Raw genomic sequence first — 24,003 nt, 5'->3', positions numbered from 1 at the left:
CAGTAGAAAAGGTGGCCGGCTGTTGGATAGCCGGCCAGGTAATTTTAGAAAAAAGAATGATTTACTTTGCTTTGACGCCTTTTTCATCAAAATATTTCTGTGCACCTGTATGAACCTCAATCCCTACACCATTTAAAGCATTTTCTACCTTAATTAATTTCCCTTTTGCATGGGTCACTTTATCAAGATTTTCAAAGATGGCTTTCGTAACGTCATAAACAACGTCCTCTGAAAGATCACTGCTTGCTACTAACATCGCTTGAACCGCTACGGTTGTTACCGCAGACTCCAATCCATATGTTCCTGAAGGAATCTCTTCCTTTACATAGAATGGATACTTTTCTATAAGACTATCGATTTTGTCTTGTTCAATCGGAACAATGACCACTTCCTCTGTTGCCCCAAGACTTTCAACCGCTCCCGTAGGTGTTCCTGCTGTTACGAAAGCTGCATCAATCGTACCATCTTGAATCCCCTGTGTAGATTCATCAAATGATAGATCTTGTTTTTCAATATCGTCAAATGTCATACCGTGTACTTCAAGGATCTGCTCGGCATTCGCTACTGTACCAGAGCCTGGTGCACCAACAGAAACCTTTTTACCTTTTAGATCTTCAACTGAAGCAATCCCGGAATCCTTGGTCGTAACAATTTGAATGGTTTCTGGGTATAACGTAGCAATCGCCTGTACGTTGTCTACTTTATTGTTTTCAAACATTAATTTTCCGTCCACAGCATACGAGGCAATATCTGTTTGGGAAAAGGCAATTTCTGCATCGCCATTCTTCAGGGTGGTCATGTTCTCAGCAGAAGCACCGCTTGTTTCAGCATTTGTGTCAATACCAGTTGCATCTTTAATAATTTCAGCAAAAGAACCTCCTAACGGGTAGTAAGTTCCCCCTGTACCACCTGTTAATATACTAATAAATTCTGGTTTAACTTCTTCTTCATTTGCCGGTTTTTCTGCACCATCATCTTTGTTTCCGCACGCTGCAAGAATCATAGAGAGTGTTAAGAGAATGACCATCGACAGATAAAATCTTTTCTTTTTCATAAGATTTTCCCCCTTTTTATAAATTCCAGTCCATCTCTCAATACTTATTGTTCATGAGGTACAAACTTGTCAATTTTATCAATAATAGTCCTTTAGACCCATATTGATCATAAAAAGAAAAACCCTCTCAATGGAAAGGGTTTACACTTACCTATTAACGTTCCTTCTTAGCATTTTTCGTCAATCTTCCTAATAAAAATGCCCCTGCAGCTACCCCTATCATCGTGTTTGTTTTTTTGTTAAACACTTGCTTTGCAACTAGATTTAAGTTTTGAGGTCTTTCTGCAAGTCGTCTCATGAAATATCCGTACCAGTCATTTCCAAATGGAACATATGTGCAGAAGTTATAGCCTTCACTTGCTAATTGTAGTTGAAGTTCTTTTCTAAATCCATAGAGCATTTGAATCTCAAATTGCTCATTTGGGATGTTGTTCCTCTTAACAAATTCCTTCACATGGTTAATAATGTGATGATCATGTGTTGCAATAGAAGTGAATTTGCCGTTTAATAAATGCCACTCGATTAATTTAATGAAGTTTGCATCGATATCTTTCTTATCTTGGTAAGCGTATTCAGCAGGCTCCTTATATGCCCCTTTCACAATCCGAATACGGTAGTTTTTATATTTTTCAAGATATTCATCAGCACGAAGCAAATAAGCTTGAATAACCGTCCCAACGTTGTCATATTCCTTAGACAACTCATCCAATACATCAAATGTAGGCTGAAGATGGCCGGTATCTTCCATGTCAATGTTAACAAATATACCATAATTGTTTGCTCTATCAACGATTTCTCTCAGATTACTTAAGCAAAAGTTGAATTCGATATCCAAACCTATTTGCGTTGGTTTTAAAGAAATATGCGCATCCACTTTATGTTCATGAATTGCTTCAATAACGTTAAGAATTTGTTCCTTCGCTTCTGTTGCTTCTTCTTCTTTAAAGACGAATTCACCTAAGTTATCAACGGTACAAGAGATACCGTGTGCGTTTAACTCTTTAATACTTTTAATTACCTCATCGATATTAGTACCTGCAACGACACTTTGTGCACCCATTTTTAAGCCATACTTTTTTGCTGCACTATTTAGAACTTGGTTTTGAGATAAGCCTATAAAAATATCCTTCAACATAGCGTTTGCTCCTTGCTGTTGTGATTTCACTATTATTTTAGCATAATTGTTTAAATTTCACCCTTAAATTTTCAAAAAAATTTGTCGAAAATGAATACGCTTTATCCTGACACAAAAAAAGGCCGCTGAGAGATTATTCTCGAGCGGCCTTACTTGTACGCTTTATCTTCTATTTCGATTACGCAGGAATGTTGGGATATCTAACGCATCTTCCGATTGTTGTCTTGGCTTATCATGACTTTGTGCTGGCTCTTCTTGAACACTTTGCTCCCGTCGTGAAAATCCTTGTGACTGTGGTCTAGAATTAGTCTCCCTCGCAGGAACAGCTGCACTTTTTCTAGAAGAAAGTTCTGTTTCGGAAAAACCAGTTGCGATTACCGTTATCATAATCTCATCTTTAAAGTCTTCATTGATGATTGAACCGAAAATCATATTTAATTCTTTGTCTGCAGCAGAGGAAACGATATCTGCAGCTTCTTGAACTTCATAAAGACTTAAATTACTGCCACCCGTAATATTCATTAGTACACCCTGTGCTCCATCAATCGAAGTTTCTAGTAATGGACTAGAAATGGCTTTCTTCGCTGCTTCCACTGCGCGGTCTTTCCCTTTAGCTAAACCAATACCCATTAAAGCTGTCCCTTGATTGGACATAATGGTTTTAACATCAGCAAAATCGAGGTTGATTAATCCCGGAACAGCAATTAGATCGGAAATCCCTTGCACACCCTGTCTGAGCACGTTATCCGCTTCGCGGAATGCTTGAATCATAGGAGTCTTTTTATCAACGATTTGCAGCAAGCGATCGTTAGGTACAATAATCAATGTGTCTACAGCTTCCCGCATTAAATCAATCCCTGCTGCTGCATTGGTTGCACGCTTTCGACCCTCAAATCCAAATGGACGTGTCACAACACCAATGGTTAACGCACCGAGTTCTCGGGAGATTTGGGCAATAGCTGGCGCAGCACCAGTCCCTGTTCCTCCGCCCATCCCAGCGGTAACAAAGACCATATCTGCTCCTTTTAATACCTCTTGAATTTGTTTTCTACTTTCCTCGACTGCATTCCTGCCAACCTCAGGATTAGCACCTGCTCCTAATCCTCTAGTTAAAGTTGCGCCAATTTGCATTTTAATTTCTGCTTTTGATAATTTAAGTGCTTGAGCGTCTGTATTAACGGCAATAAATTCTACACCTTGAACGCCGTCCTCTATCATCCGGTTAACAGCATTATTACCGCCTCCGCCAACACCGATTACTTTTATTCTAGCTACTTGATCTATGTCCATTTCAAAATCCCACATGTAGATTTCCTCCTGCTCCCGCATAATTCTTTTGCCTCATATTCAAAATTCAAAAAATTCAAATGAGTATTTTTAAGTTTGAAGCTTATAGCAGATTTATTACGCTGATATAAATTATAATCCAGCTAAAGCATATTTTTGTGAATTTTGTCGAAACTTTAATCTTAAATTCTATTTTAACAAAAAACTGGGGATTTTTATATAGTCCTGTAGTCATTCCTCTTTTTTTTATCATTAAAATTTTGTTACAAACGTACAAAAGGCTCAGTTCAACGACTGAGCCTAAAAATTATGAGAATATACTTTTGATACTTTCTATTAATTCTTTAAAGAAGTCTGCTACTTGCTGCAGAAAATTCTTGTCGCCTACTGCTTCTTCAATCCGCTGCTGGATATCTTGAGTAAGGTTTTCCAGCTGTGATTTAACATTATCGAAATTTATATTTAAATCTCTCATTTTTTCAAATAAGTCTAGTAAGAGCTGGCGGTCTTCGGCACTTAAGTTAATTTCTAATGTCTTTAATTTTTCATCAATAATTGCAGCAAGTTCTTCTTTTGTTGCTGGATTCTGCTCTGCTATTTCCTTTTTTATTTCAGTTAATAGCTCACTAACCTTATCCTGATCTAACCCTTCCTTTTTAGCCAAGTCAGTTGCTAGATTCAACTCTTCATTCGCAACCTCTGTCCGTTCTTTATTTAATCCTGCACCTTCTCCTGCATCATAGGCTTTATAGATTCCTACCAACGCAGAATGTCCACTTACCTTTACCGGAGAAGCCACATCCACAACGGCATCCTGAATTCCAGCCGTCAGTAAGGCGTTGGCATACATTTCATTGGTAACTTCTGTAATATTTTCTGGGGTAACCTGATTTATAACAAGTCCTTCACCTGAATCCTTTCTCGTGATTTTAGCGGAGGAATACATATTAGAGTGTGGATCCCCTTTAATATAAGTTACAAGATCTTCTCCTGTTACAGTAATCTCTTTGACCTTGCTCGTATCCTTTACCTTTAACAGCTCTCTAACTTCATCCTTTTGAGCCTCAGACAATGCTTCTCCGTAGACGACTATCGGCAGCCCAAACTTTTCGTTGATACTTTCTTCATTATTGCCATTCGTATCGGCGAACACCTTGCTTGTACTACTTACTGACAATAGTAAAGCAAGAATAACAGCAAATGCCGTCATCTTATAAAAACGTTTCATATCATCTTCTCCTTAACAAATTTCTAAGTTGCTTCAACCTAAGAGACGGATAAGCAGGCAAATAGGTTTCAGTAAAATCATCTTCCAATTTTATTACCAGTATCTATTTTAGTTCAAAGTTATGAATTTAGTACACGACTTAAATCTCTTTTAGAAGCTTCTTTACCCCATCAATGATATCAAAAGGCATTACGCCATAATGCGATAGGACTTTTGCTTTCTCCTCACCTGCACGTGCATGTAAATAGCTGGCAGAAATTAGAGCATGTAAAGGCGAAGCTCCTTGAGCAAGTAACGAGGCAATAAGTCCTGTGAGAATATCACCACTCCCGCCCTTTCCTAAAGCATCATGTCCGTACGGATTGATATATATGTCTCCAGTAGGTGTGGCGATGACCGAACGGTGGCCTTTCAATAGTAAATAAATAGAATGCTCCTTCGCAAAATGGCTGGCAACTTCAAGTCGATTTTCTTCCACTTCTTTCACCGTTTTATTTAACAGCTTTGACATTTCACCTGGATGAGGCGTCATTATTACTTTACCTTTATAGTTATCCAGCACGTCCAATTGGTTTCTGAGCAAGTATAATGCATCAGCATCAATCACAACGGGCTGATTGGTTAGATGAGAAAATAATGATATCATCCATGCCTCCCCTTCTTGAAATCTACTCATTCCCGGTCCAACTGCAACACTGTCAAATTGATGAAGCATGGGTGAGATAGTGTGAATTGCCTCATCAGAAAAATGTCCACTCTCAGAAGGCAAAGGCAGTAATAAAGATTCAGGATTTTGTGCAGCAACCATTGGATAAATCGTACCTGGAACAGCTAACGTGACTAATCCTGCCCCTGAATGTAGTGCAGACTTTGCTGAAAAGATTGGTGCACCGACAAATTGCAGAGAACCTCCTAAAATCAGTGCATGACCGAAGGTTCCCTTGTGACCATATTTGGGTCTGACTGGAACGGAGGCATTAGCCAGTTCTTCAGTAATGAGCCTAGGCATTTCAAGCCCCAGTTCTGCAACAATCAAAGATGGTACAGAAATATCGACTGCCTTCCATTCCCCAACATATTGTGGTCCTTCATTTAAAAAGAAGCCTTTCTTAGGGAACACAAAAGTAATAGTCTTGTCTGCTTTAATTGCGACACCCTCTACTTTCCCATTTTCACTGTTAACACCTGATGGGATATCCACCGAAATAATGGTTTTCTTACCTGCATGTGTGTTAATCAGCGTAATAACATCATGAAGAGGTTGTCTAACAGAACCATCTACACCTGTCCCTAAAATGGCATCAATTATGATGTCTGCTTGATTCAATTCATCCCGAAGTGTTTGTAAATTGTCTTCTTGGAGTTGGAATAGAGGTAATCCCCTTTTTATGTAAACATCGAAATGAATTTTAGCGTCCCCTTTTATTCTTTTAGGATCAACTAATAACCATAATTTCGGACTTAAACCATTATCAAAGAGTCTGCGGGCAATAACAAAACCATCTCCGCCGTTGTTACCACCTCCAGCCAAAACAATCACTCTGGTATTTTTATCAGCAGTATATTGGAAAATTTCCTCCACTACCCTGGCACCTGCATTTTCCATTAACACAGCACCAGGTAAGCCGAGTTTTTCAATGGTGTATTGATCCATTTTTTGCATATCTTTTTGTCCAGCCACAAACATAATCACCACTCCAGTTTTATGTAAGAGTTTAATAGTTTTACTATAATGTAGTATGATGAAAATGGAAAATTTTTAAATTAAAGGAGGTCATTATAATGAATGAGAATTTTAAAGCCTTTGTCGTTGATAAGACAGAAACTGATTTCAGTATTGGGGTTAAAAGTCTTTCCCTTAATGATTTACCAGCCGGCGAGGTACTAATCAAGGTTGCCTATTCTAGCATTAATTACAAAGATGGATTAGCCAGTATTCCTGAAGGTAAAATCGTAAGGTCATATCCTTTTGTACCAGGAATTGATTTGGCAGGAGTTGTGGTCTCATCTGAAGATCCTCGTTACTCAGCGGGGGATCAAGTCATTGCAACAAGCTACGAAATTGGTGTCTCCCATTATGGTGGTTTCAGTGAATATGCACGAATTCCAGCTGATTGGATTGTACCGTTACCAGAAAACCTTACATTAAAAGAAGCGATGATCTATGGAACCGCCGGATTAACCGCAGCCCTATCAGTTCAAAGACTTGAAGAAAATGGGCTTACTCCTGAAAAAGGGAAAGTGTTAGTTACCGGTGCTACTGGAGGCGTGGGAAGTATCGCGGTTGCCATTTTAGCGAAACGAGGCTACGAGGTTGTCGCAAGTACAGGAAAATCGAGTGAACAGGGTTATTTACATAAACTCGGCGCAAAAGAGGTTATTTCTAGGGATGAGGTTTACAACGGAAACGTAAAAGCTCTAGATAAACAACTTTGGGCAGCTGCTGTTGACCCAGTTGGCGGAGAATCTCTGGCGGCAATTTTAAGTAAAATTCATTACAATGGGTCAGTTGCTGTCAGTGGATTAACCGGCGGCGGAAATGTTCCTACTACTGTGTTTCCATTCATCCTTCGGGGTATTAATCTCCTTGGGATTGATTCTGTCTATTGTCCAATGGAAGTACGCAAACCACTTTGGGAGCGGATGGCAACTGATTTCAAACCGGAAGTTTTGGATTCCATTTTCAAAGAAATAAGACTAGAAGAGCTTCCACAAACTCTACCAATCATATTACAAGGGCAGGCAAGAGGTCGATTTATTGTAAAAATTTAAAGGAAAAAGCCGCAAAACTTTACTCAAGTTTTTGCGGCTTCTTACTGTAACTTAGAACAGGGGTTTAGGTTTAATGCCTGTTTCCTTGTTTCCTAGATTTTTACATTTGGACGGGCATCATTTGCACCCTCCGATTCCCGCTTGACACGTTTTTCACCTTGGACGGGCATCATTTGCCTCTTCTGGTTCCCGCCGCTTACCTCGTTTTTCACCTTGGATGGGCATCTGATGCCCTAGTCTCGCTGATAGCTGCTGGCTTGTTTGAATCATTAGGGGACCGAGTTGATTCAACTGCTTAGAGGTCATCCTCGTGGTTGGTCCCGATATACTCACAGCGGCGACTACGTTTCCGAGATGGTCAAAAATCGGAGCAGCGATACAGGTTATCCCGTATTCATTTTCTTCCAAATCCAAAGCATAACCCCTTTGTCTTATTTGCTGTAACTCTTGTAGGAATGCTTCGATTGAAGTAATGGTATGGTCTGTATGATAGGGCATTCCTTTTCGGTCCAGGATTGAAAGGACATCATTTTCAGGTAAATGGGCTAGAATGGCCTTCCCAACGGATGTACAATGCATCGGAGCTCTTTTTCCAACCTTTGAATGAGTTCTTAAAGTTTCCGTTCCTTCTAATTTCTCAATGTAGACGACTTCCCCTTGGTCGTAGACAACCAGATGAATGACTTCATTCGTCTTATTTTCTAGTTCCTTTAGAAAGGGTTTCGCTTCAGACCTTATATCGATTGATTCTAACAGCTTCGAGCTAATATCCAGAAACTTATAGCCAAGCTTGTATTTACCTGTTTCACGATCCTGTTCGATATATCCGTATTGAACAAGTGTAGAAAGGGTTCTAAAAACAGAGCTTTTATTGATATCGATTTGATTCGCAATCTCTGTTACACCAAGTCCGCCTTTTTTCATTCCCACTAGTGCGATAATATCCAGTGCCCTGCTTACAGACTTCACCACATTATCTCTCTGCAAAATTGCTCACCTCTTTATGCAGAACTTTGTCAGGGCATTTTATCAATAAAACGCCCTGACCTCAACATGAATTAGGATCTGATTGAAAATTTAGCTTTCGCTTCTAGTCGGCGGCTGTGCAAGATGGGCTCAGTATATCCACTTGGCTGGTCATAGCCCTTAAATACAAGATCACAAGCAGCCTGGAACGCAACAGAATGATCGAAATCAGGTGCCATTGGTCTATAATTAGTGTCCCCAGCATTTTGTTCATCCACTACCTTAGCCATGCGTTCCATTGTTTCTACCACTTGTTCCTTCTTGCAAATTCCATGGTGCAGCCAGTTCGCAACATGCTGGCTGGAAATACGGAGAGTGGCCCGGTCTTCCATAAGTGCAATATTATTAATATCTGGTACCTTTGAGCAGCCTATTCCCTGCTCAACCCACCTTACCACATAACCTAGTATCCCTTGAGCATTATTATCAAGCTCTGCTTGAATTTCTTCTTGACTCCAATTTGTATTTTCAGCAACAGGAATTTGCAAAATATCATCTCGTAAATCAGAAATGCTTCCTATAAGATTATTTTGTACTTCCTTCACGTTTACTTTGTGGTAATGAAGTGCGTGCAGGGTTGCAGCCGTTGGAGATGGAACCCACGCTGTATTTCCTCCAGCCAATAAATGTCCGATTTTTTGCTCTAGCATATTCTTCATTAAATCAGGCATCGCCCACATACCTTTACCGATTTGTGCTCTTCCTTGGAATCCCGTAGACAGACCATTGTTAACATTTGATTTTTCATAGCTTTGCAACCAAAGTGTGGATTTCATTTCATTTTTTCGAATCATCGCACCTGCCTCCATGGAAGTGTGCATTTCATCGCCCGTCCGGTCAAGGAATCCAGTGTTTATGAATACTACACGTTCCTTAACTTCCCGGATACACGCTTTGAGATTTAACGATGTCCGGCGTTCCTCATCCATTACACCTATTTTTAATGTATTTCTGGCTAATCCTAGTAAATCTTCTGTCTGATTAAATAGCTCATTGGCAAAAGCTGCTTCTACTGGACCGTGCATTTTTGGCTTTACAATATAAATGGAACCTGTTTCGGAATTTTTGGAGCTAGTGTTTCCAATGATAGAATGCTTGGCACATAAAGAGGTAACAACAGCATCGATAATTCCCTCTTGCACTTCATTACCGTCCCCATCAAGAATTGCATTATTGGTCATCAAATGCCCGACATTTCGAACGAGCATTAACGCAGTTCCAGGCAAAGTGAATTCACTGCCACTAGGTGACAAATAACTGCGATCAGGATTCAGTTTCCGTGTTAAGGTTTTATTTCCTTTTGTAAAAATGGCGGAAAGTGTACCATTATTTAAGCCCAGCCAATTCCGGTATACGAGTACCTTATCCTGTGCATCCACCGCTGCCACAGAGTCCTCGCAATCCATGATCGAAGTGAGTGCCGATTCTAGGAGAATATCCTTTACACCTGCAGCATCTGTTTTTCCAATTGGATGGCTGTGGTCAATTTGGATTTCAAAATAGTTATCATTATTTTTCAATAGGACCGCAGATGGCTGGGTTGGTTCACCTTGATAGCCAGCAAATTTCTCTTCATTTTTCAAACGGGCTAGATCCCCATTACGTAAGGTTACCATTAAACTTCCTTGGTCTATGGAATAGCTTACAGCCTCTTTATGTGACCCAACCTGCAAAGGAACACTCTGGTCAAGGAATTCTCTAGCAAACGCGATGACTTTCTCCCCGCGTACAGGATTATATCCACCTTGTGCCTTGGCACCATTTTCATCACTTATGACATCCGTACCATATAATGCATCGTATAAACTTCCCCAGCGGGCATTGGCTGCATTAATCGCATAGCGGGCATTATCAACAGGCACGACTAATTGAGGACCAGCTTTACGAGCAATTTCATCATCTGCCCCTTCAGTAGAAATGCTAAAATCCTCAGGTTCTGGCAGCAGATAGCCGATTTCCTCTAAGTAAGCTTTGTAGCTATTAAAATCGAATTCTTTATTTTCCCTATGCCAAGTATTAATTTTCCTTTGAAGTTCATCTCTTCTTGCGAGTAATTCCTTATTTTTCGGAGTCAGATTGGTGATAATCCTCTCAAAATCCGCCCAAAATGCCTTCTGTTCTACTTGACTGCCTGGCAAGGCTTCAGAATTAATAAACTCATAGAGTTCACTCGCTACCTGTAAATCTCCCACTTTCACATAGTTAACCATTTACAATTCCTCCTACTTATTGTTTATTATTACGAAACAGCGTTTCTATGAAAGAACATTCGCTTTCATTTCTTTTTTTACTTCAACACAACGGCCTGGGGTGGGAAACAGTTTCCCGGCATTTAAGAGATTATCTGGATTAAACACTTCACGTATATTGGTTTGTGCAAGGATTTCCTCCTCTTTAAAAACAAAGCGCATTTCTTCACGCTTTTCAATTCCAACCCCATGCTCACCAGTTATCGTACCGCCAACATCTGCACAAGCTTTCAAACATGCACTTCCCGCTTCTAATGCTTTTTCGGTTTCTCCTGGCCTACGTGCATCAAATAGAACAAGTGGATGGAGATTTCCATCGCCTGCATGAAAAATATTGGCAATCCGTAAACCAGATTCTTTACTTATTTGAGCAATTTTTCGCAGGACTTCTGGGAGCTTGCTCCTAGGAATGACCCCATCCTGCACTAAATAATCAGGAGAAATAGCACCCATTGCCCCAAAGCCTGTTTTACGATTGGCCCACCAACGTCCTCTTTCTTCCTCATCCTTTGCGGCTCGAACCTCACGGACATTGCTTTTTTTACAGACCTCTAAGATTTGGTTGATTTGTTCTTCTATCCCTGCGGCAATTCCGTCGACTTCTATTAGTAAAACCGCTTCTATATCCGTTGGATGACCTACAGGGAATGCTGCAGCCTCCACCGCTTCAATCGCTGTTTTGTCCATCATTTCCAGTGCGGCCGGGACAATACCTGCTGAAATAATATCTGAAACAGCCTGGCTTCCATCTTCAACTCTATCGAAATATGCTAATACCGTCTGTTTTCCTTCTGGATTTTTGAGAATTCGCACCGTAATTTTCGTGACAATTCCCAGCGTCCCTTCTGAACCAGTCAATAGACCGAGTAAGTCGTATCCAGGCTCATCCAACACTCCATTCCTGCCAATTTCGATAATCTCTCCATTTGGCAGCACTACTTCGAGACCAAGAATATGGTTAGTTGTTACTCCATATTTAAGACAGTGTGCCCCGCCTGCATTTTCTGCGACATTCCCTCCGATTGTGCAGCAATATTGACTAGAAGGATCAGGGGCATAATAATAGCCTTTATCAGAAATAGAGTTTGTTAGTTTCAGATTGACGAAGCCAGGTTCAACTACCGCTCTCCTATTTTCAAGGTCTACACTGATTAGTTTTTTCATTCGAACCATGCTGATGATCACTTCACCATTTATTGGAATTGCCCCGCCGCTTAACCCTGTTCCCGCACCGCGGGCAAGGAAAGGTAGCTTATTTTCAGAGCAATATTTAACTAATTTGGCTACTTCTTCTGTATTTTTTGGAAAGACAACAGCTTTTGGAATATGCTTATGAATCGTAAACCCATCGCAATCATAGGCGAGCAAATCTACTTTTTTATACAAAATGGAACGAGTAGCTCCCACGATTGCTGCGAGATTAATAATATGCTTGTCAGTGGTTTCAATTTTCATGACTGACATCATTCAAATCCCCTTCTTCTTTTTGATAAGCCCAATCGAGCAGCTGTACGGTGTGGACAATCTTCTGATTTCTTCCGTATTTCTGGACACCCAAAGCCATTTGCATCATGCAGCCGGGGTTCCCCATCGAAATCATTTCAACGTCTTCAGGGACATTTTCCATTTTACTTTTAAGCACTGCATCAGCCATTTCAGGATTGGTAATATTATAGATTCCGGCACTTCCACAACACCTGTCTGCATTAGGCATTTGAACCATATCTACGCCTGGAATGTCGAGGAGAATCTCTCGAGGTTCTTTCCTTACTCCTTGGCCATGTGCTAAATGACATGCATCATGATAGGTGATACGCATATTCATCATTGCTTTTGGCTTTTCATATCCAGTGTCATGCAAGTATTTGGATATATCTACTACCTTCTCTTCGAATTCTTCAGCACGTTCTTTCCACTCTGGTTCATCACGAAATAATTCTGCATATTCCTTCATCATGCATCCGCAGCCAGCTGCATTGACAATCACCTTTTCCGCGTTCTCAAATGCTTCAATATTCTGCTTCGCCAGCTTCCTGCCCATCTCTCTGTCACCTGCATGAACATGCAAAGCACCACAGCACGTTTGGTTTTTCGGGATACTCACATCATTTCCATTCCTAGTAAGCACATTGATTGTGGACTCATTGATATCACTAAAAAAAACGTCCATCACACAGCCAGTCAGCATTGCCACTTTATGCTTTGATTCACCTTTAGCTTTTATGACGGAATTGAATTTATTACGGACAGACCCTTTTACTTCCGGCATAATTGATTCCATTTCCGTTAAATGCTGCGGCATGATATGAATGAGCTTTGTTTTTCTGGCCACTTTTTGCATGCCGCTTTTTTGATAAAATCGTAACAGACCGCCGAGCGACCGTAAGCGATTATGATGAGGGAACACGCCATGAAGAAAGAACTTGTTCACCGCTCCCTTCCACCCCTTAAGTGGCATAGCTTGCCTGATTTGGCCTCGTGCCTCCTCTATGAGACCGCCAACATCTATATCAACAGGACATGCCGTGGTACAGGCACGGCAATCTAAACAAGAAAAAACGGGCTCCGCAAAATGTTCATCCACATTCAACTTTCCCTCGGCCACTGCTTTTATCAGATAAACACGACCGCGCGGGGAATGCTGCTCTTCACCACTTTGTTCATATGTAGGACATGATTCTAGGCACATACCACAATGAACACAATCCGCCCACTTACTTTCCTGTGGTGGGTCACGCCATAAATAGTTTCCTAGAGAAGAAGTGCAGTGCAGGTCTTGTTTTTCTTTTACACTCATGTTATATCCCCCCAACGAAACGACTTGGGTTTAAGGTTTGGTTAGGATCAATTTTTTGTTTGATGCCTTTAAAAAGAAAATGGGATGAAGTCTGATCTCCCCAAACATTTACGGTCTTGCGTAGCGCGAATAGCAGGTGCTTTGCTATCGCATATCCTCCTAGATGTACAGATTGTTCTCTTATCAGTTTAATAGCAGAAACGACATCATCATTTGCACCACGAATCGTCATTTGGCATAAGCCCGTTCCTAACCCTCCATGTGCTTCGATGGAAACATGACAAGAATCACCGATTAGTTCTGCATCTTTTACTATCTTTATGACATCTAAATTAGCCACACCGATTTTGAGTACTGCCACTGTAGAATGTGTTAATCCATTAGGTTGGTGGTGATAAAATCTATCCCAGAAGAATTTTGCTTCATTTTGTGAAAGGGATGTTAGTGTAGTTTTTTCAGGTGCAATACTCCTGATAACATTTTCTTGGTAGTGTACTGAGCTCTTCACATCTTCAAACGAAATAAGCAATGTCCATTGATTAATGTTTGTCAATTTCCCAGCTAAGGAGGGGGTTAGGATCTCGAGGCTGATGGGTTCAATCATAGAATCAAGCACCTTGACTGCAAATGCCTGAATCTCTTCTAGATTATTTTCAAGAAAGGATACGAAAAGAATAGATTCATATTTTGGTATGGGCCGCAGTTTCATTGTCACCTCGGACACGACACCAAGCGTTCCCATTGCACCGATAAATAACTTATTCATATCATAGCCGGCAACGTTTTTTACCACTTTTCCACCAGACCGGATAAGTGTTCCATCGGGGTAGACCATTCTAAAACCAATAACATTGTCCCTTGCTGAACCGTACCCCATTCTTTTTGGTCCACTATCATTGGCAGAAATGATTCCTCCAATAGTGGAATCATTTGGATAGAAAGGATCAAGTGGAATTTTTTGATTGTACTGTCCTAAATAGTTTTGAATTTCTTGGAAGGGTGTCCCAGATTTCACTGTCAAAGTCATATCACCTGGATTATGTTCAACGATTCCAGTATATTGAGCTAACGACAAGAGAATGTCTGCTTTTTCTAACAGCCCGCCGTATCCTCTTTTTGTGCCATTTCCCATGGTGGTAATGCTGTATTTATTAGTATTGGCAAATTCTAAAATAGCCGAAATTTCCTGTTCTGTTTTTGGTATTAACGTTACTCTTCCAGTATTTCCAAGTGAATGATGTTGTTCTTCATCACTTATCTGTAATTCTTGAAAATACGCCTTTATTTTAGCTAGACTTTCGTCGGTAATCAATCCATTCACCTCCAGTTGTTGCGTAATAACAAACACTGTTTCTATTTTATTGCGAAATAATCTTAGTATTCGTTCCCTTTAATTTTATTTTTGCTCCACCTAATTGTCAACCTATTTAGAAAATTTAAACAAATAATCAAAAGCCCCCATTTTTATTCTTGGAGGCGCTTAAATATTATGCTTTTTCCAATTCAAAATTTGCTTTGATGAATCCATTAATAACAATGCCGGATGTTATTTGTAAAACGATATTTGAACGCAAAAATCCACCACTTAAGAAATTGGTGGATTTAAACTATTGTTAATTTTAGTTAATGTTTCTCCGATGGAGTCATGGATGACATAGGAATCCTTAACCCTGTCATAGGGTGAATCTCCTTTATTGACAATGATCAAAGGAGTACCTTCTCTCCTGTATTGTGGGAACGTGGAGAATGGAGTCACCTTCAAACTTGTTCCTAACACCAAGAGACAATCCGCTTGATTGATGATGTTAATGATTTCATTGAAACCATCAATAGAAAACCATTTACCTGAATCTCCAAAAAGGACTACATCGGGCTTGATATATCTTTCCTTTTTAGTAGGAGTACTACAATGATTGCAAATATAAAAGTCGTCCATGGTGCTTAGTCTGTTGATCATTTCTTCAGTTGAATAGATGTGTTGGCAATTTTGACAGGACGCTGTTTTCATGGTTCCGTGAAATTCAATTACCTGTTTAGAACCTGCTTTTTGATGGAGACCATCAATATTTTGGGTGATAATGCTGCTAACTTTTCCTTCGTTCTCCCATTGTGTTAGGACCTCATGCCCTTTATTAGGGAGTGCTTCTGGGTGGTAAAGATTCTCAACAGCAAACTGATAAAATCCCTTTGGGTTTTGATAAAAATTATCGAGTGAAAGAATATATTCGGGTGCCATCTGATAAATTCCTGTTTGTGAACGAAAATCCTTTATTCCCGATTCGGTACTAATTCCTGCACCCGTAAGGACGACGATGTTCTGGGCATGTTTTATAATTTTCGTACAGGTTTGAAGTTTGCTGCTCTCCATAATAACACTCCTATAAAACTTAGTGCTTTTTCAGGCATATCACCTTGTGTAATGTTCACTATCACAATGCTAGCGCTTTGCTATATGACAGTTTTACTGGCTATCCGACAGTATTTCTCGCTATCCGCCAGTATTTTCTGCCATCCGCCAGTATTTCTGACCATCCGCCAGTATTTCTCGCCATCCGACAGTATTTCTCGCTATCCGACAGTATTTCTCGCCATCCGCCAGTATTTCTCGCCATCCGCCAGTATTTTCTGCCCTCCGACAGAAAACTTTTTTACCTATTTTAAGTCTTCAAACTCTCTAGCGATTCTTTCGAAGGCTTCTTTTATCATCGGTCTAGGTGAAGGAATACAAATTCTTTGATGTTGCAAACCTTCATCACCGAACATTTTTCCATCCTCCAATAAGACATTTGCTTTGTTATAGATCCGGTCATGAACTTCGTCAGGTGAAATCCCATATGCACTAAAGTCCATCCACATGATGTAGGTTCCCTCTGGAATTCTCAACTTCACTTTTGGCATCTTTTCCGCTAAGAAATTTACTGCCCACTCCATTGTGCCGTCAATATATTCTTTCAGCTGTTCTAGCCAATCTTCTCCGTCATGGTAAACTGAGAGAAGCGCCGAAACGGTAAATGGTGAAGGTAAATGCATGCCCATTACCCCATTATAGGTTTTTCTCAATTCTGGGTTGGTGATAATGACATTCGTACAATGAAGTCCAGCCAAATTAAAGGTTTTGTTTATCGCTGTGAACGTAATGATATGATCTTTATAGTCTGGAACTACTTTTGCGATTGGAGTAAAGGTTTGACCCTGTCGAATGATATCTCCATGAATTTCATCCGCTATAATCAGTACATTATTTTCCACACAGATAGCAGCAAGTTTTCTAAGTTCATCTTCGTTAAACACTCTTCCTGTTGGATTGTGTGGGTTACATAGAATAAACATTTTCGTTTTTTCATCTTTTGCTTTTGCTTCGAAATCTTCAAAATCAATGGAATAATAGCCTTCTTCATCCGCTATGAGTGCATTATTCAAAAGTGTTCTTCCATTGGCATTTATTGAAGAAGTAAAAGGAGGATATACAGGTCGTTGGATAATCACGCCGTCTTCTGGCAGTGTAAATGCCCGAACTGCAACATTTAACGCATGAACGGTACCTGGACTATAAACGATTTCTCCCTTATGAAACTCCCAATTATGTCTCTTTTTAAACCAGTGTTGTATGGCTTCAAAATACTCATCAGGAAATACAGAATAACCAAAAATTCGATGATCCACGGTTTTATGTAATGCGTCTATCAAGGGTTGGGGCACGGGTAAATCCATGTCAGCTGTAAACAATGGGATTGTGTCTTCATCATACCTTTCAGTAAGACCTATTTCTTTAATAATCTGACCGCCATCCCATTTTATGGAGTAGGTCCCTCTCCGATTTACAATTTCATCAAAGTTATATTTCACTTAGTATCTCCCTTTCATTTTTTTGCCTAATTTTATTTTGTACATATCCAAATGGTAAACCATAAATGTTTTTATTTCCAATTTATTGCTGACTTCCTCGAAAATGTTCTTTTTCGATATAAACGACTTTAAAAGGGAATACTATTTGTATCTAATTAACACTGGGAGGATTCAGATTTGAGAACCAATCAGAATACATTATCCATTTTTGCCTTAGGCGGAATAAATGAAATTGGTAAGAACATGTATGTACTGGAATACGGTGACGATATTTTGGTGATTGATTGCGGGGGTAAATTTCCAGACGAGAGTTTAATGGGAATTGACTTGATTATCCCTGATATGACTTATTTAGAGGAAAATCAGCATAAAATCCGCGCAATGATTGTGACTCATGGACATGAAGATCATATCGGCGGAATACCTTTCTTTTTAAAAAGATTAAAAGTTCCGATTTATGCTACTCGATTTACACTTGGACTTATCGAATTAAAGTTGGAAGAGCATCGCCTGCTTCGGGATAGTGAGCTTGTCACGATCCATTCGGAATCCACTATTGAATTTGGAGAAATCGGTGTTTCCTTTTTCAAAGTCAGTCATAGTATTCCTGATTGTCTTGGGATTGTTTTTCATACACCAGAAGGTAATGTCGTTCATACGGGTGACTTTAAATTCGATTTAACACCCTCAAATGACCAATATAGTGACATTCATAAAATGGCTCAGATTGGCCAACAGGGTGTGATCGCCTTAATATCCGAAAGTACCAATGCGGAACGGAAAGGTTTATCTCCTTCAGAAAAAATGGTCGCTGAGCATTTAGTGGAGGCATTTATGAAGGCAGAGGGAAAAATCATCCTCTCTACCTTCGCCTCAAACGTTAACCGTGTTCAACAAGTCGTTGAGGCAGCAATAAAGACGAATCGAAAGCTAGCCCTGCTTGGACGAAGTATGGTAAACGTGGTTGATGTTGCACTTGAACGCGGGTATTTAAATGTTCCGGATGGAATGCTGATCTCTGCAAATGAAATCGAACAATTTCCACCTGATAAGGTAGTAATTTTATGTACAGGAAGTCAAGGAGAACCCAATGCCGCTCTTGCACGACTATCAACAGGAAATTATCGGGACGCAACGATTTACCCTGGGGACACCGTTATTCTAGCAGCTTCGCCTATTCCTGGTAACGAAAAGGGTGTTTCTCGAATCATTGACAACTTATTTCAATTGGGAGCTAAGGTCATTTATGGCTCAGGAAGTTCAACCGGTATGCATGTTTCGGGTCATGGCTACCAGGAAGACTTAAAGCTCATGCTTACTTTAATGAAGCCAACCTATTTTATCCCAATTCATGGTGAATATCGAATGCTCCATCATCACCGGCAGTTAGCCGAAGCGGTTGGGGTCGAAAAAGGGAATACGTTTATCATTAAAAATGGTGATGTGGTTGATATTGAAAATTCAGTTGCACGTCAGACTCGAAGTATACCAGCTGGAGACACATATGTAGATGGGATTAGTGTTGGCGATGTTGGGGAAATTGTCTTACGTGACCGCAGACAACTCTCTGAGGATGGAATGCTCGTTGTTGTCTTAACCATTAGCAAAACCGATCGGAAAATTATTCAGGGTCCGGATACGATTACACGTGGATTTGTCTATGTAAAGGAATCAGAGGATCTGATAAGAGAAATTAACCGCCTGGTTAAGAAAGTGATTCTTGAATTAGAAGCAGACAATATTCGCCAGTGGAATGTCATGAAGCAAAATATTAAAAAGTCGGTCGGTCAGTATTTATTCAAGCATACGAAGAGAAAGCCGATGATTCTCCCGATTATCCTTGAAATTTAATTAGCGGTATATGCAAATGTCAGGCACCTTGATTAGTGCCTGACATTTAAATTTTCGAGCATCGCAGATATATTTGATTAATCGCAGATAACTTCCGTTTATCGCAGATATTATTTAATTAACGCAGATAATTTCTGATTATCGAAGATATAATGAGAATAACGAAAATTAATCTTGATTTCAGAACGAAATTATTTTACAGTTAAGCGAAATTGGCTATACTCCTAATAGAATTGGAGGAATATTATGTTTCGTTTTCTTAGATTAATTGCTATTTTATCTTTGATATATATTTCTTGGCCTTTTATAGCAAAACAGCTGGATAACTCAGAAATTCAAGCTGGTTTCGTGTCGTCATTAAAAGAAAATCTTGAAGTACCAGAAACCATTAGCATTTTATATGATGATATCCAGCAGATGTTAGAACAGCTTGGCTTTCAACTAGGTGAAATGCAGCAGAAACAAGAAAAATCCAAGGAAGATCCGTTGGATAAAGTTGAGTTAACACCCCCTTCTGAACAAATCTTTTCAGTTCATAATGTCGAGCTTGGAAATGAAAAGACTGACATAGAGCATAATTTGGGCATAGCAAAACGGGTTTCACTTAATGAATATGGAACAAATTGGCATGCCTACCATGAAAATTACCAAGACTTTTTTATGATTATGTACGATGAAAAAAACAAAGCTGCCGGTCTTTTTACGAACCAGGATTTATTAGCTTCCACCAATGGAATCAAAATCGGCAGTTCGACAAAAGAAAGTGTTCGCAGCATTCTTGGCGAACCGATTACGAAGATTCAAAAGGGAATGGTCATTTACCAGCTCCAAGAGGATAATGACAATGATTTATTTTTATTGGATGATTCCTATGTGACCATTTTTTATGATAAACATGAGCAAGATACCGTCACAGCCATTCAAATCATTAGCAAAGCATTAGAAGAAAACAAAAAAGATTTTTATACGGAAGCAACTCCGACCTTAAAAGAAGGCTTTGAATATCAAATGTTTGACATTACCAATGCTGCTCGTGTCAATCATCAGCTCCCTATTTTAACTTGGGATGAACATGTTAGAGAAACGGCTCGAGAACATAGTACAGATATGGCAGAAAATGATTATTTTGATCATAAAAATCTTGAGGGACAAACACCTTTTGATCGAATGAAAGAGGATGCAGTTGCTTTTCATATGGCTGGAGAAAATTTGGCTTATGGTCAATTAAGCAGTATTTTTGCCCATGAAGGACTAATGAATTCGCTGGGGCATCGGGAAAATATTCTGCGCCAAGATTACGAGTACTTAGGCGTTGGTGTCGCTTTTAATGAAAAATCTCAGCCTTATTACACGCAAAATTATTATGCTAAATAATACAAATGAAGTAGGGTAAAATAAACACGAGCAATTCCAGATTGCTCAAAAAACTTCGTCGGGAGTGATGTATCATGGCTAGAAACAAACTAGTGGTTCCTGGTTCAGAGAACGTCCTGAATCAAATGAAGGAAGAAATCGCCAATGAGTTTGGAGTTCAACTTGGTGCTGATACGACCGCACGAGCAAACGGTTCAGTTGGAGGCGAAATGACGAAACGTCTTGTTGCCTACGCTGAACAATCATTACGAAATCAACAAGGTCAGTAGCCTTTTGATTTCAAAAAAGAGGCTGTCCGAATACTCGGGCAGCCTTTTTCTTATCCTCTCAAAATAGGAAGTGTGCAGCAACGGAAGGAACCACCGGATTTAATGATTTCTGTAATATCCACTTCAATCACTTCAAATCCTCGATCTCGCAGTTTTTCATTAACTTGTTTATTAACGGGTAAACTTAAAATTTTCTTGTTTCCAATATTTAATACATTGGTTCCTAATGTAAATTGTTCTTCCTCTGTTACCTCAATTAATTCATAGCGGGATGAAAAAAGATCGATATCTTCCTTTGTCAGAGCTGGCGGATAAATCAGGGCCACTTCAGGAGATAGTACATTAAAAATACAATCCAAATGGAGATATTTTTCCTTGAACGGGATGGCTTTTACATCAAATTGATTTAGCAGACCTTGCAAATGTGATACTGCTTCTTGATGGGTCCGATTACTTAAGCCAACGTAAATGGTTTTTCCATCAATTACTACATCGCCACCTTCAATTCTGTCCTCAGCCAAACTATAATAAGACATTTCCTCATCCTCTAACCATCGTTTTAATACAACTTCTTCACCAATGCGAACATCATGTGCCATCTTCGCGACAAAAATGGTTTGCCCTAACGTAAATCCGATATCTCGTGTAAATACTTGCTCCGGGTATTTTTTATGATAAGGTAATAAAATAACCTCGACACCATGTGCTTCTAAGGTCCTTACGAATTCACGATGTTGTGCTAGTGCAGTTTTAATATGTATACCTTCATCCTCAAATTCCTTTTGTGTTTCATTGATGACTTCACGAATGGTCATATATTGTGGCGCACAAAGAATCACCCGCTTTAACACATCATACTCATTTGCACAGTAAGTCTTATGATTGTTCTCTGGTGTTTCAGTCATTTCGTTACCTCCCAAAAAGATTAACTAAAACAAATTTACCCATTCTGTCATAGATTAATACTAAATTGATTTATTCAAATAATGGTGGTGATGACTCTATGTTCGAAGTAAAGAAATCAAAGTATGGCAGAGGGATATTTGCAACGCATGATATAAAGAAGGGAGAACTAATCCATGAAGCACCAGTGATTGTTTCCCCTAGGGATGAGTATAAGTATTTGAAAAAAACCATCATGATAGAATACGTGTTCTGGTGGGGGGAAGAATATGAAGAATGTGCATTAGCGTTAGGTTATGGTTCCCTATTTAATCACTCCTTCACCCCAAATGCTTTATACAAACTCAATTTAAAAAATCAGACAATCGATATATATGCCTATACCCATATTAAAAAAGGTGAAGAAATTCTAATCAATTACAATGGGGACCCCGAGGACGATGAGCCAGTGTGGTTTGATGTATTTTAATTTCCCCCTCGTACGTATTCATCCTTTTACCTGCCTTCCTTTAAAGACCTACTAGAAAAATCATACCATTTACTACTAAAAAAACAAAAAAAGCATCCAATGTGGATGCTTTTTCAGCCTGTCGGTAACTTAATTTTATCCATAATAGATGATAAATAGTTTCGGACAGATCCTTTATTGATACTTTGAGAGGATTTCTGTAAGAGTGGATCAGCTTCACCTATATCCTCGTCCATGAGTTCTTTAGAATAAATTCGCTTTCCATCCATAATACTCCGAATAGATAAAGCTAACTCCTCGCTAGGATTGTCTTTAAGTAGATAGCCTCGTACATCCGCTTTCATTGCACGTTTAAAATAACCTGGTCTAGCAAAGGTTGTTAGAATAATCACCTTACAGCCATCGACCTGTAAAGACTCTGCAGCCTCGAGTCCACTCTTTTCAGGCATTTCTATATCCATAATACAAATATCCGGCTGTAATTGGTTCACAAGCATGATGGCCTCTACCCCATTGACTGCACTACCAACAACTTCGATATCATCTTCAAGATTCAGCAGATTCCGCATGGCCTCTAAAAGCAGCTCCTGATCTTCTGCAATTACAATTCGAATCATTATCTATCTCTCCCTCATCGAGCAGCTGCTAGTCATGCAGGAGACTCTCCTCTACGTCCGGAGAGTCAGCCATGTTGAGTAACCTTAAAGTTCAGGTTTTGCTTGAACAGAAATACGTTTCTCTACTAAAGCTTTAACGTCCTTGAAGGCTACAAAGTTCTTTGCCTTTTCATCCCAAAGACGGAAACGTAGTGACTTTAAGCTTGTTGCAAGTGAAATGGTTGGTACGTTTTGTAATGGAGTCGTCTCATTATGAGCCTCTTCTAGTTTATAATTCGGAACCCTTGGGCTTAGGTGGTGAACATGGTGGAAACCAATATTACCTGTTAAAAATTGCAGAAGTTTTGGAAGCTTATAAAAAGAACTTCCTTCTACAGCTGCCTTAACATATTCCCAGTCTTTATCTTCTTCAAAGTAAGAATCCTCAAAAGTATGCTGCACATAAAATAACCAAATACCAGCTGAACCTGAAATCATGAAAATAGTGCCTTGTACAAGTAGAAATGACTGCCAGCCAATTGCCCAAGAAAGCAATGCAATCAAAGCAACAAGAATCACATTTGTTAAATACGTGTTCATTCGTTCTTTCTTACGAGCACCTTTTCTGTTGAAACGATTCTTAAGCATGAATACATAAATTGGTCCTAACCCAAACATAACAATTGGATTACGATAAAAACGATACGCTATACGTAATTTAAGAGGTGCTGCCAAATATTCATCAACAGTTAGCGTCCAAATATCCCCTGTACCACGCTTATCCAAGTTACCACTCGTTGCATGATGAACGGAATGTTCGTGTCCCCATTGATCAAATGGGAATAATGTTAAAACTCCCATTGCGGTACCAACTGCTCGATTTGCCATCCTGTTTTTAAAAAATGAATGATGGGTACAATCGTGAAATATGATAAAAATTCGTACTAAGAATCCTGCTGCAAGCACAATTGGTACTAATGCTAACCAATAAGAAACAGCTAAGCTTTGATATGCAAGAAACCATAATAGAATAAACGGTCCAACCGTGTTTATGATTTGCCAGATACTTTCTTTTGTTGTTGATTTTTCAAATGGAGCAACCTGTTTTCGTAAATTCTTCGTATTTTGTTGTACAGACATTTTTTTA

21 protein-coding genes are annotated in these 24,003 nt (G+C 39.5%); 5 read left to right on the top strand and 16 right to left on the bottom strand.

What is annotated here, in order from left to right:
• Positions 1-61 precede the first annotated feature (61 nt).
• The 5 genes from MLOOGBEN_RS26885 to MLOOGBEN_RS26865 all read right to left on the bottom strand — a co-directional run bounded on the left by MLOOGBEN_RS26885 (position 62) and on the right by MLOOGBEN_RS26865 (position 6,391).
• On the bottom strand, positions 62-1,054 hold the full coding sequence (locus MLOOGBEN_RS26885) for a TAXI family TRAP transporter solute-binding subunit (protein WP_179161321.1): 993 nt from the start codon (positions 1,052-1,054) through the stop codon (positions 62-64).
• A 154-nt stretch (positions 1,055-1,208) separates the two neighbouring features.
• Complete coding sequence (locus tag MLOOGBEN_RS26880; RefSeq protein WP_179161320.1) at positions 1,209-2,189, bottom strand: proline dehydrogenase family protein; 981 nt, start codon at positions 2,187-2,189, stop codon at positions 1,209-1,211.
• Between the two features lie 162 nt (positions 2,190-2,351).
• Complete coding sequence (gene ftsZ / locus MLOOGBEN_RS26875; RefSeq protein ID WP_179161319.1) at positions 2,352-3,494, bottom strand: cell division protein FtsZ; 1,143 nt, start codon at positions 3,492-3,494, stop codon at positions 2,352-2,354.
• Between the two features lie 289 nt (positions 3,495-3,783).
• Complete coding sequence (locus MLOOGBEN_RS26870; RefSeq protein WP_179161318.1) at positions 3,784-4,704, bottom strand: DUF1002 domain-containing protein; 921 nt, start codon at positions 4,702-4,704, stop codon at positions 3,784-3,786.
• 139 nt (positions 4,705-4,843) lie between these two features.
• Positions 4,844-6,391 (bottom strand): NAD(P)H-hydrate dehydratase, encoded by a 1,548-nt coding sequence (locus tag MLOOGBEN_RS26865; RefSeq protein WP_179161317.1) that lies wholly within the window; start codon positions 6,389-6,391, stop codon positions 4,844-4,846.
• Between the two features lie 95 nt (positions 6,392-6,486).
• On the opposite strand from MLOOGBEN_RS26865, the gene MLOOGBEN_RS26860 reads away from it, so the two are divergent.
• Entirely contained in the window at positions 6,487-7,476 is a 990-nt protein-coding gene (locus MLOOGBEN_RS26860) for an NADPH:quinone oxidoreductase family protein (RefSeq protein ID WP_179161316.1), read from the top strand.
• A 153-nt stretch (positions 7,477-7,629) separates the two neighbouring features.
• Here the strand turns inward: MLOOGBEN_RS26860 and MLOOGBEN_RS26855 are convergent, their stop codons facing one another.
• The 8 genes from MLOOGBEN_RS26855 to MLOOGBEN_RS26820 form a co-directional block, all read right to left on the bottom strand.
• A complete protein-coding gene (locus MLOOGBEN_RS26855) occupies positions 7,630-8,463 on the bottom strand; it encodes an IclR family transcriptional regulator (RefSeq protein ID WP_179161315.1) in 834 nt (277 codons plus the stop codon).
• 71 nt (positions 8,464-8,534) lie between these two features.
• On the bottom strand, positions 8,535-10,712 hold the full coding sequence (locus MLOOGBEN_RS26850) for a malate synthase G (protein WP_179161314.1): 2,178 nt from the start codon (positions 10,710-10,712) through the stop codon (positions 8,535-8,537).
• A gap of 45 nt (positions 10,713-10,757) precedes the next feature.
• Positions 10,758-12,206, bottom strand: coding sequence for an FAD-linked oxidase C-terminal domain-containing protein (locus tag MLOOGBEN_RS26845; protein WP_483296405.1), 1,449 nt, complete (start codon positions 12,204-12,206; stop codon positions 10,758-10,760).
• Positions 12,196-13,548, bottom strand: a complete 1,353-nt coding sequence (locus MLOOGBEN_RS26840) for a (Fe-S)-binding protein (RefSeq protein ID WP_179161312.1) — start codon at positions 13,546-13,548, stop codon at positions 12,196-12,198. Before MLOOGBEN_RS26840 ends, MLOOGBEN_RS26845 begins: the two co-directional genes overlap by 11 nt.
• A 1-nt stretch (position 13,549) precedes the next feature.
• Complete coding sequence (locus tag MLOOGBEN_RS26835; protein WP_179161311.1) at positions 13,550-14,860, bottom strand: FAD-binding oxidoreductase; 1,311 nt, start codon at positions 14,858-14,860, stop codon at positions 13,550-13,552.
• 273 nt (positions 14,861-15,133) lie between these two features.
• Positions 15,134-15,916 (bottom strand): NAD-dependent protein deacylase, encoded by a 783-nt coding sequence (locus MLOOGBEN_RS26830; protein ID WP_179161310.1) that lies wholly within the window; start codon positions 15,914-15,916, stop codon positions 15,134-15,136.
• 100 nt (positions 15,917-16,016) lie between these two features.
• The gene (locus MLOOGBEN_RS26825) at positions 16,017-16,160 is read right to left on the bottom strand and encodes a hypothetical protein (RefSeq protein WP_179161309.1); all 144 of its coding nucleotides are present in this window, start codon (positions 16,158-16,160) and stop codon (positions 16,017-16,019) included.
• Between the two features lie 40 nt (positions 16,161-16,200).
• Positions 16,201-17,394, bottom strand: a complete 1,194-nt coding sequence (locus MLOOGBEN_RS26820) for a MalY/PatB family protein (RefSeq protein ID WP_179161308.1) — start codon at positions 17,392-17,394, stop codon at positions 16,201-16,203.
• A 243-nt stretch (positions 17,395-17,637) separates the two neighbouring features.
• On the opposite strand from MLOOGBEN_RS26820, the gene MLOOGBEN_RS26815 reads away from it, so the two are divergent.
• The 3 genes from MLOOGBEN_RS26815 to MLOOGBEN_RS26805 all read left to right on the top strand — a co-directional run bounded on the left by MLOOGBEN_RS26815 (position 17,638) and on the right by MLOOGBEN_RS26805 (position 20,888).
• A complete protein-coding gene (locus tag MLOOGBEN_RS26815; protein WP_483296404.1) occupies positions 17,638-19,245 on the top strand; it encodes a ribonuclease J in 1,608 nt (535 codons plus the stop codon).
• A 246-nt stretch (positions 19,246-19,491) separates the two neighbouring features.
• Complete coding sequence (locus tag MLOOGBEN_RS26810; protein WP_179161306.1) at positions 19,492-20,619, top strand: CAP domain-containing protein; 1,128 nt, start codon at positions 19,492-19,494, stop codon at positions 20,617-20,619.
• Positions 20,620-20,693: 74 nt separating this feature from the next.
• A complete protein-coding gene (locus MLOOGBEN_RS26805) occupies positions 20,694-20,888 on the top strand; it encodes an alpha/beta-type small acid-soluble spore protein (RefSeq protein ID WP_095246793.1) in 195 nt (64 codons plus the stop codon).
• 50 nt (positions 20,889-20,938) lie between these two features.
• On the opposite strand, the gene MLOOGBEN_RS26800 is transcribed toward MLOOGBEN_RS26805, so the two are convergent.
• A complete protein-coding gene (locus tag MLOOGBEN_RS26800; protein WP_179161305.1) occupies positions 20,939-21,793 on the bottom strand; it encodes a dimethylarginine dimethylaminohydrolase family protein in 855 nt (284 codons plus the stop codon).
• 98 nt (positions 21,794-21,891) lie between these two features.
• Here MLOOGBEN_RS26800 and MLOOGBEN_RS26795 point away from each other — a divergent pair, with 98 nt between their 5' ends.
• A complete protein-coding gene (locus MLOOGBEN_RS26795; protein ID WP_179161304.1) occupies positions 21,892-22,260 on the top strand; it encodes an SET domain-containing protein in 369 nt (122 codons plus the stop codon).
• 113 nt (positions 22,261-22,373) lie between these two features.
• Here MLOOGBEN_RS26795 and MLOOGBEN_RS26790 read toward each other — a convergent pair whose 3' ends face one another.
• Both MLOOGBEN_RS26790 and desA read right to left on the bottom strand, forming a co-directional pair.
• Positions 22,374-22,877 carry a response regulator gene (locus MLOOGBEN_RS26790; protein WP_179161303.1) on the bottom strand — a complete coding sequence of 168 codons (504 nt, stop codon included), beginning with the start codon at positions 22,875-22,877 and terminating at the stop codon, positions 22,374-22,376.
• A gap of 84 nt (positions 22,878-22,961) precedes the next feature.
• A complete protein-coding gene (gene desA, locus MLOOGBEN_RS26785) occupies positions 22,962-23,996 on the bottom strand; it encodes a Delta(5) desaturase DesA (RefSeq protein WP_179161302.1) in 1,035 nt (344 codons plus the stop codon).
• Between the last annotated feature and the right edge of the window lie 7 nt (positions 23,997-24,003).

Source organism: Bacillus sp. EB106-08-02-XG196 (assembly GCF_013396335.1).
GTDB lineage: Bacteria > Bacillota > Bacilli > Bacillales > Cytobacillaceae > Neobacillus.
This window is presented reverse-complemented; position numbering and strand designations above follow the sequence as displayed.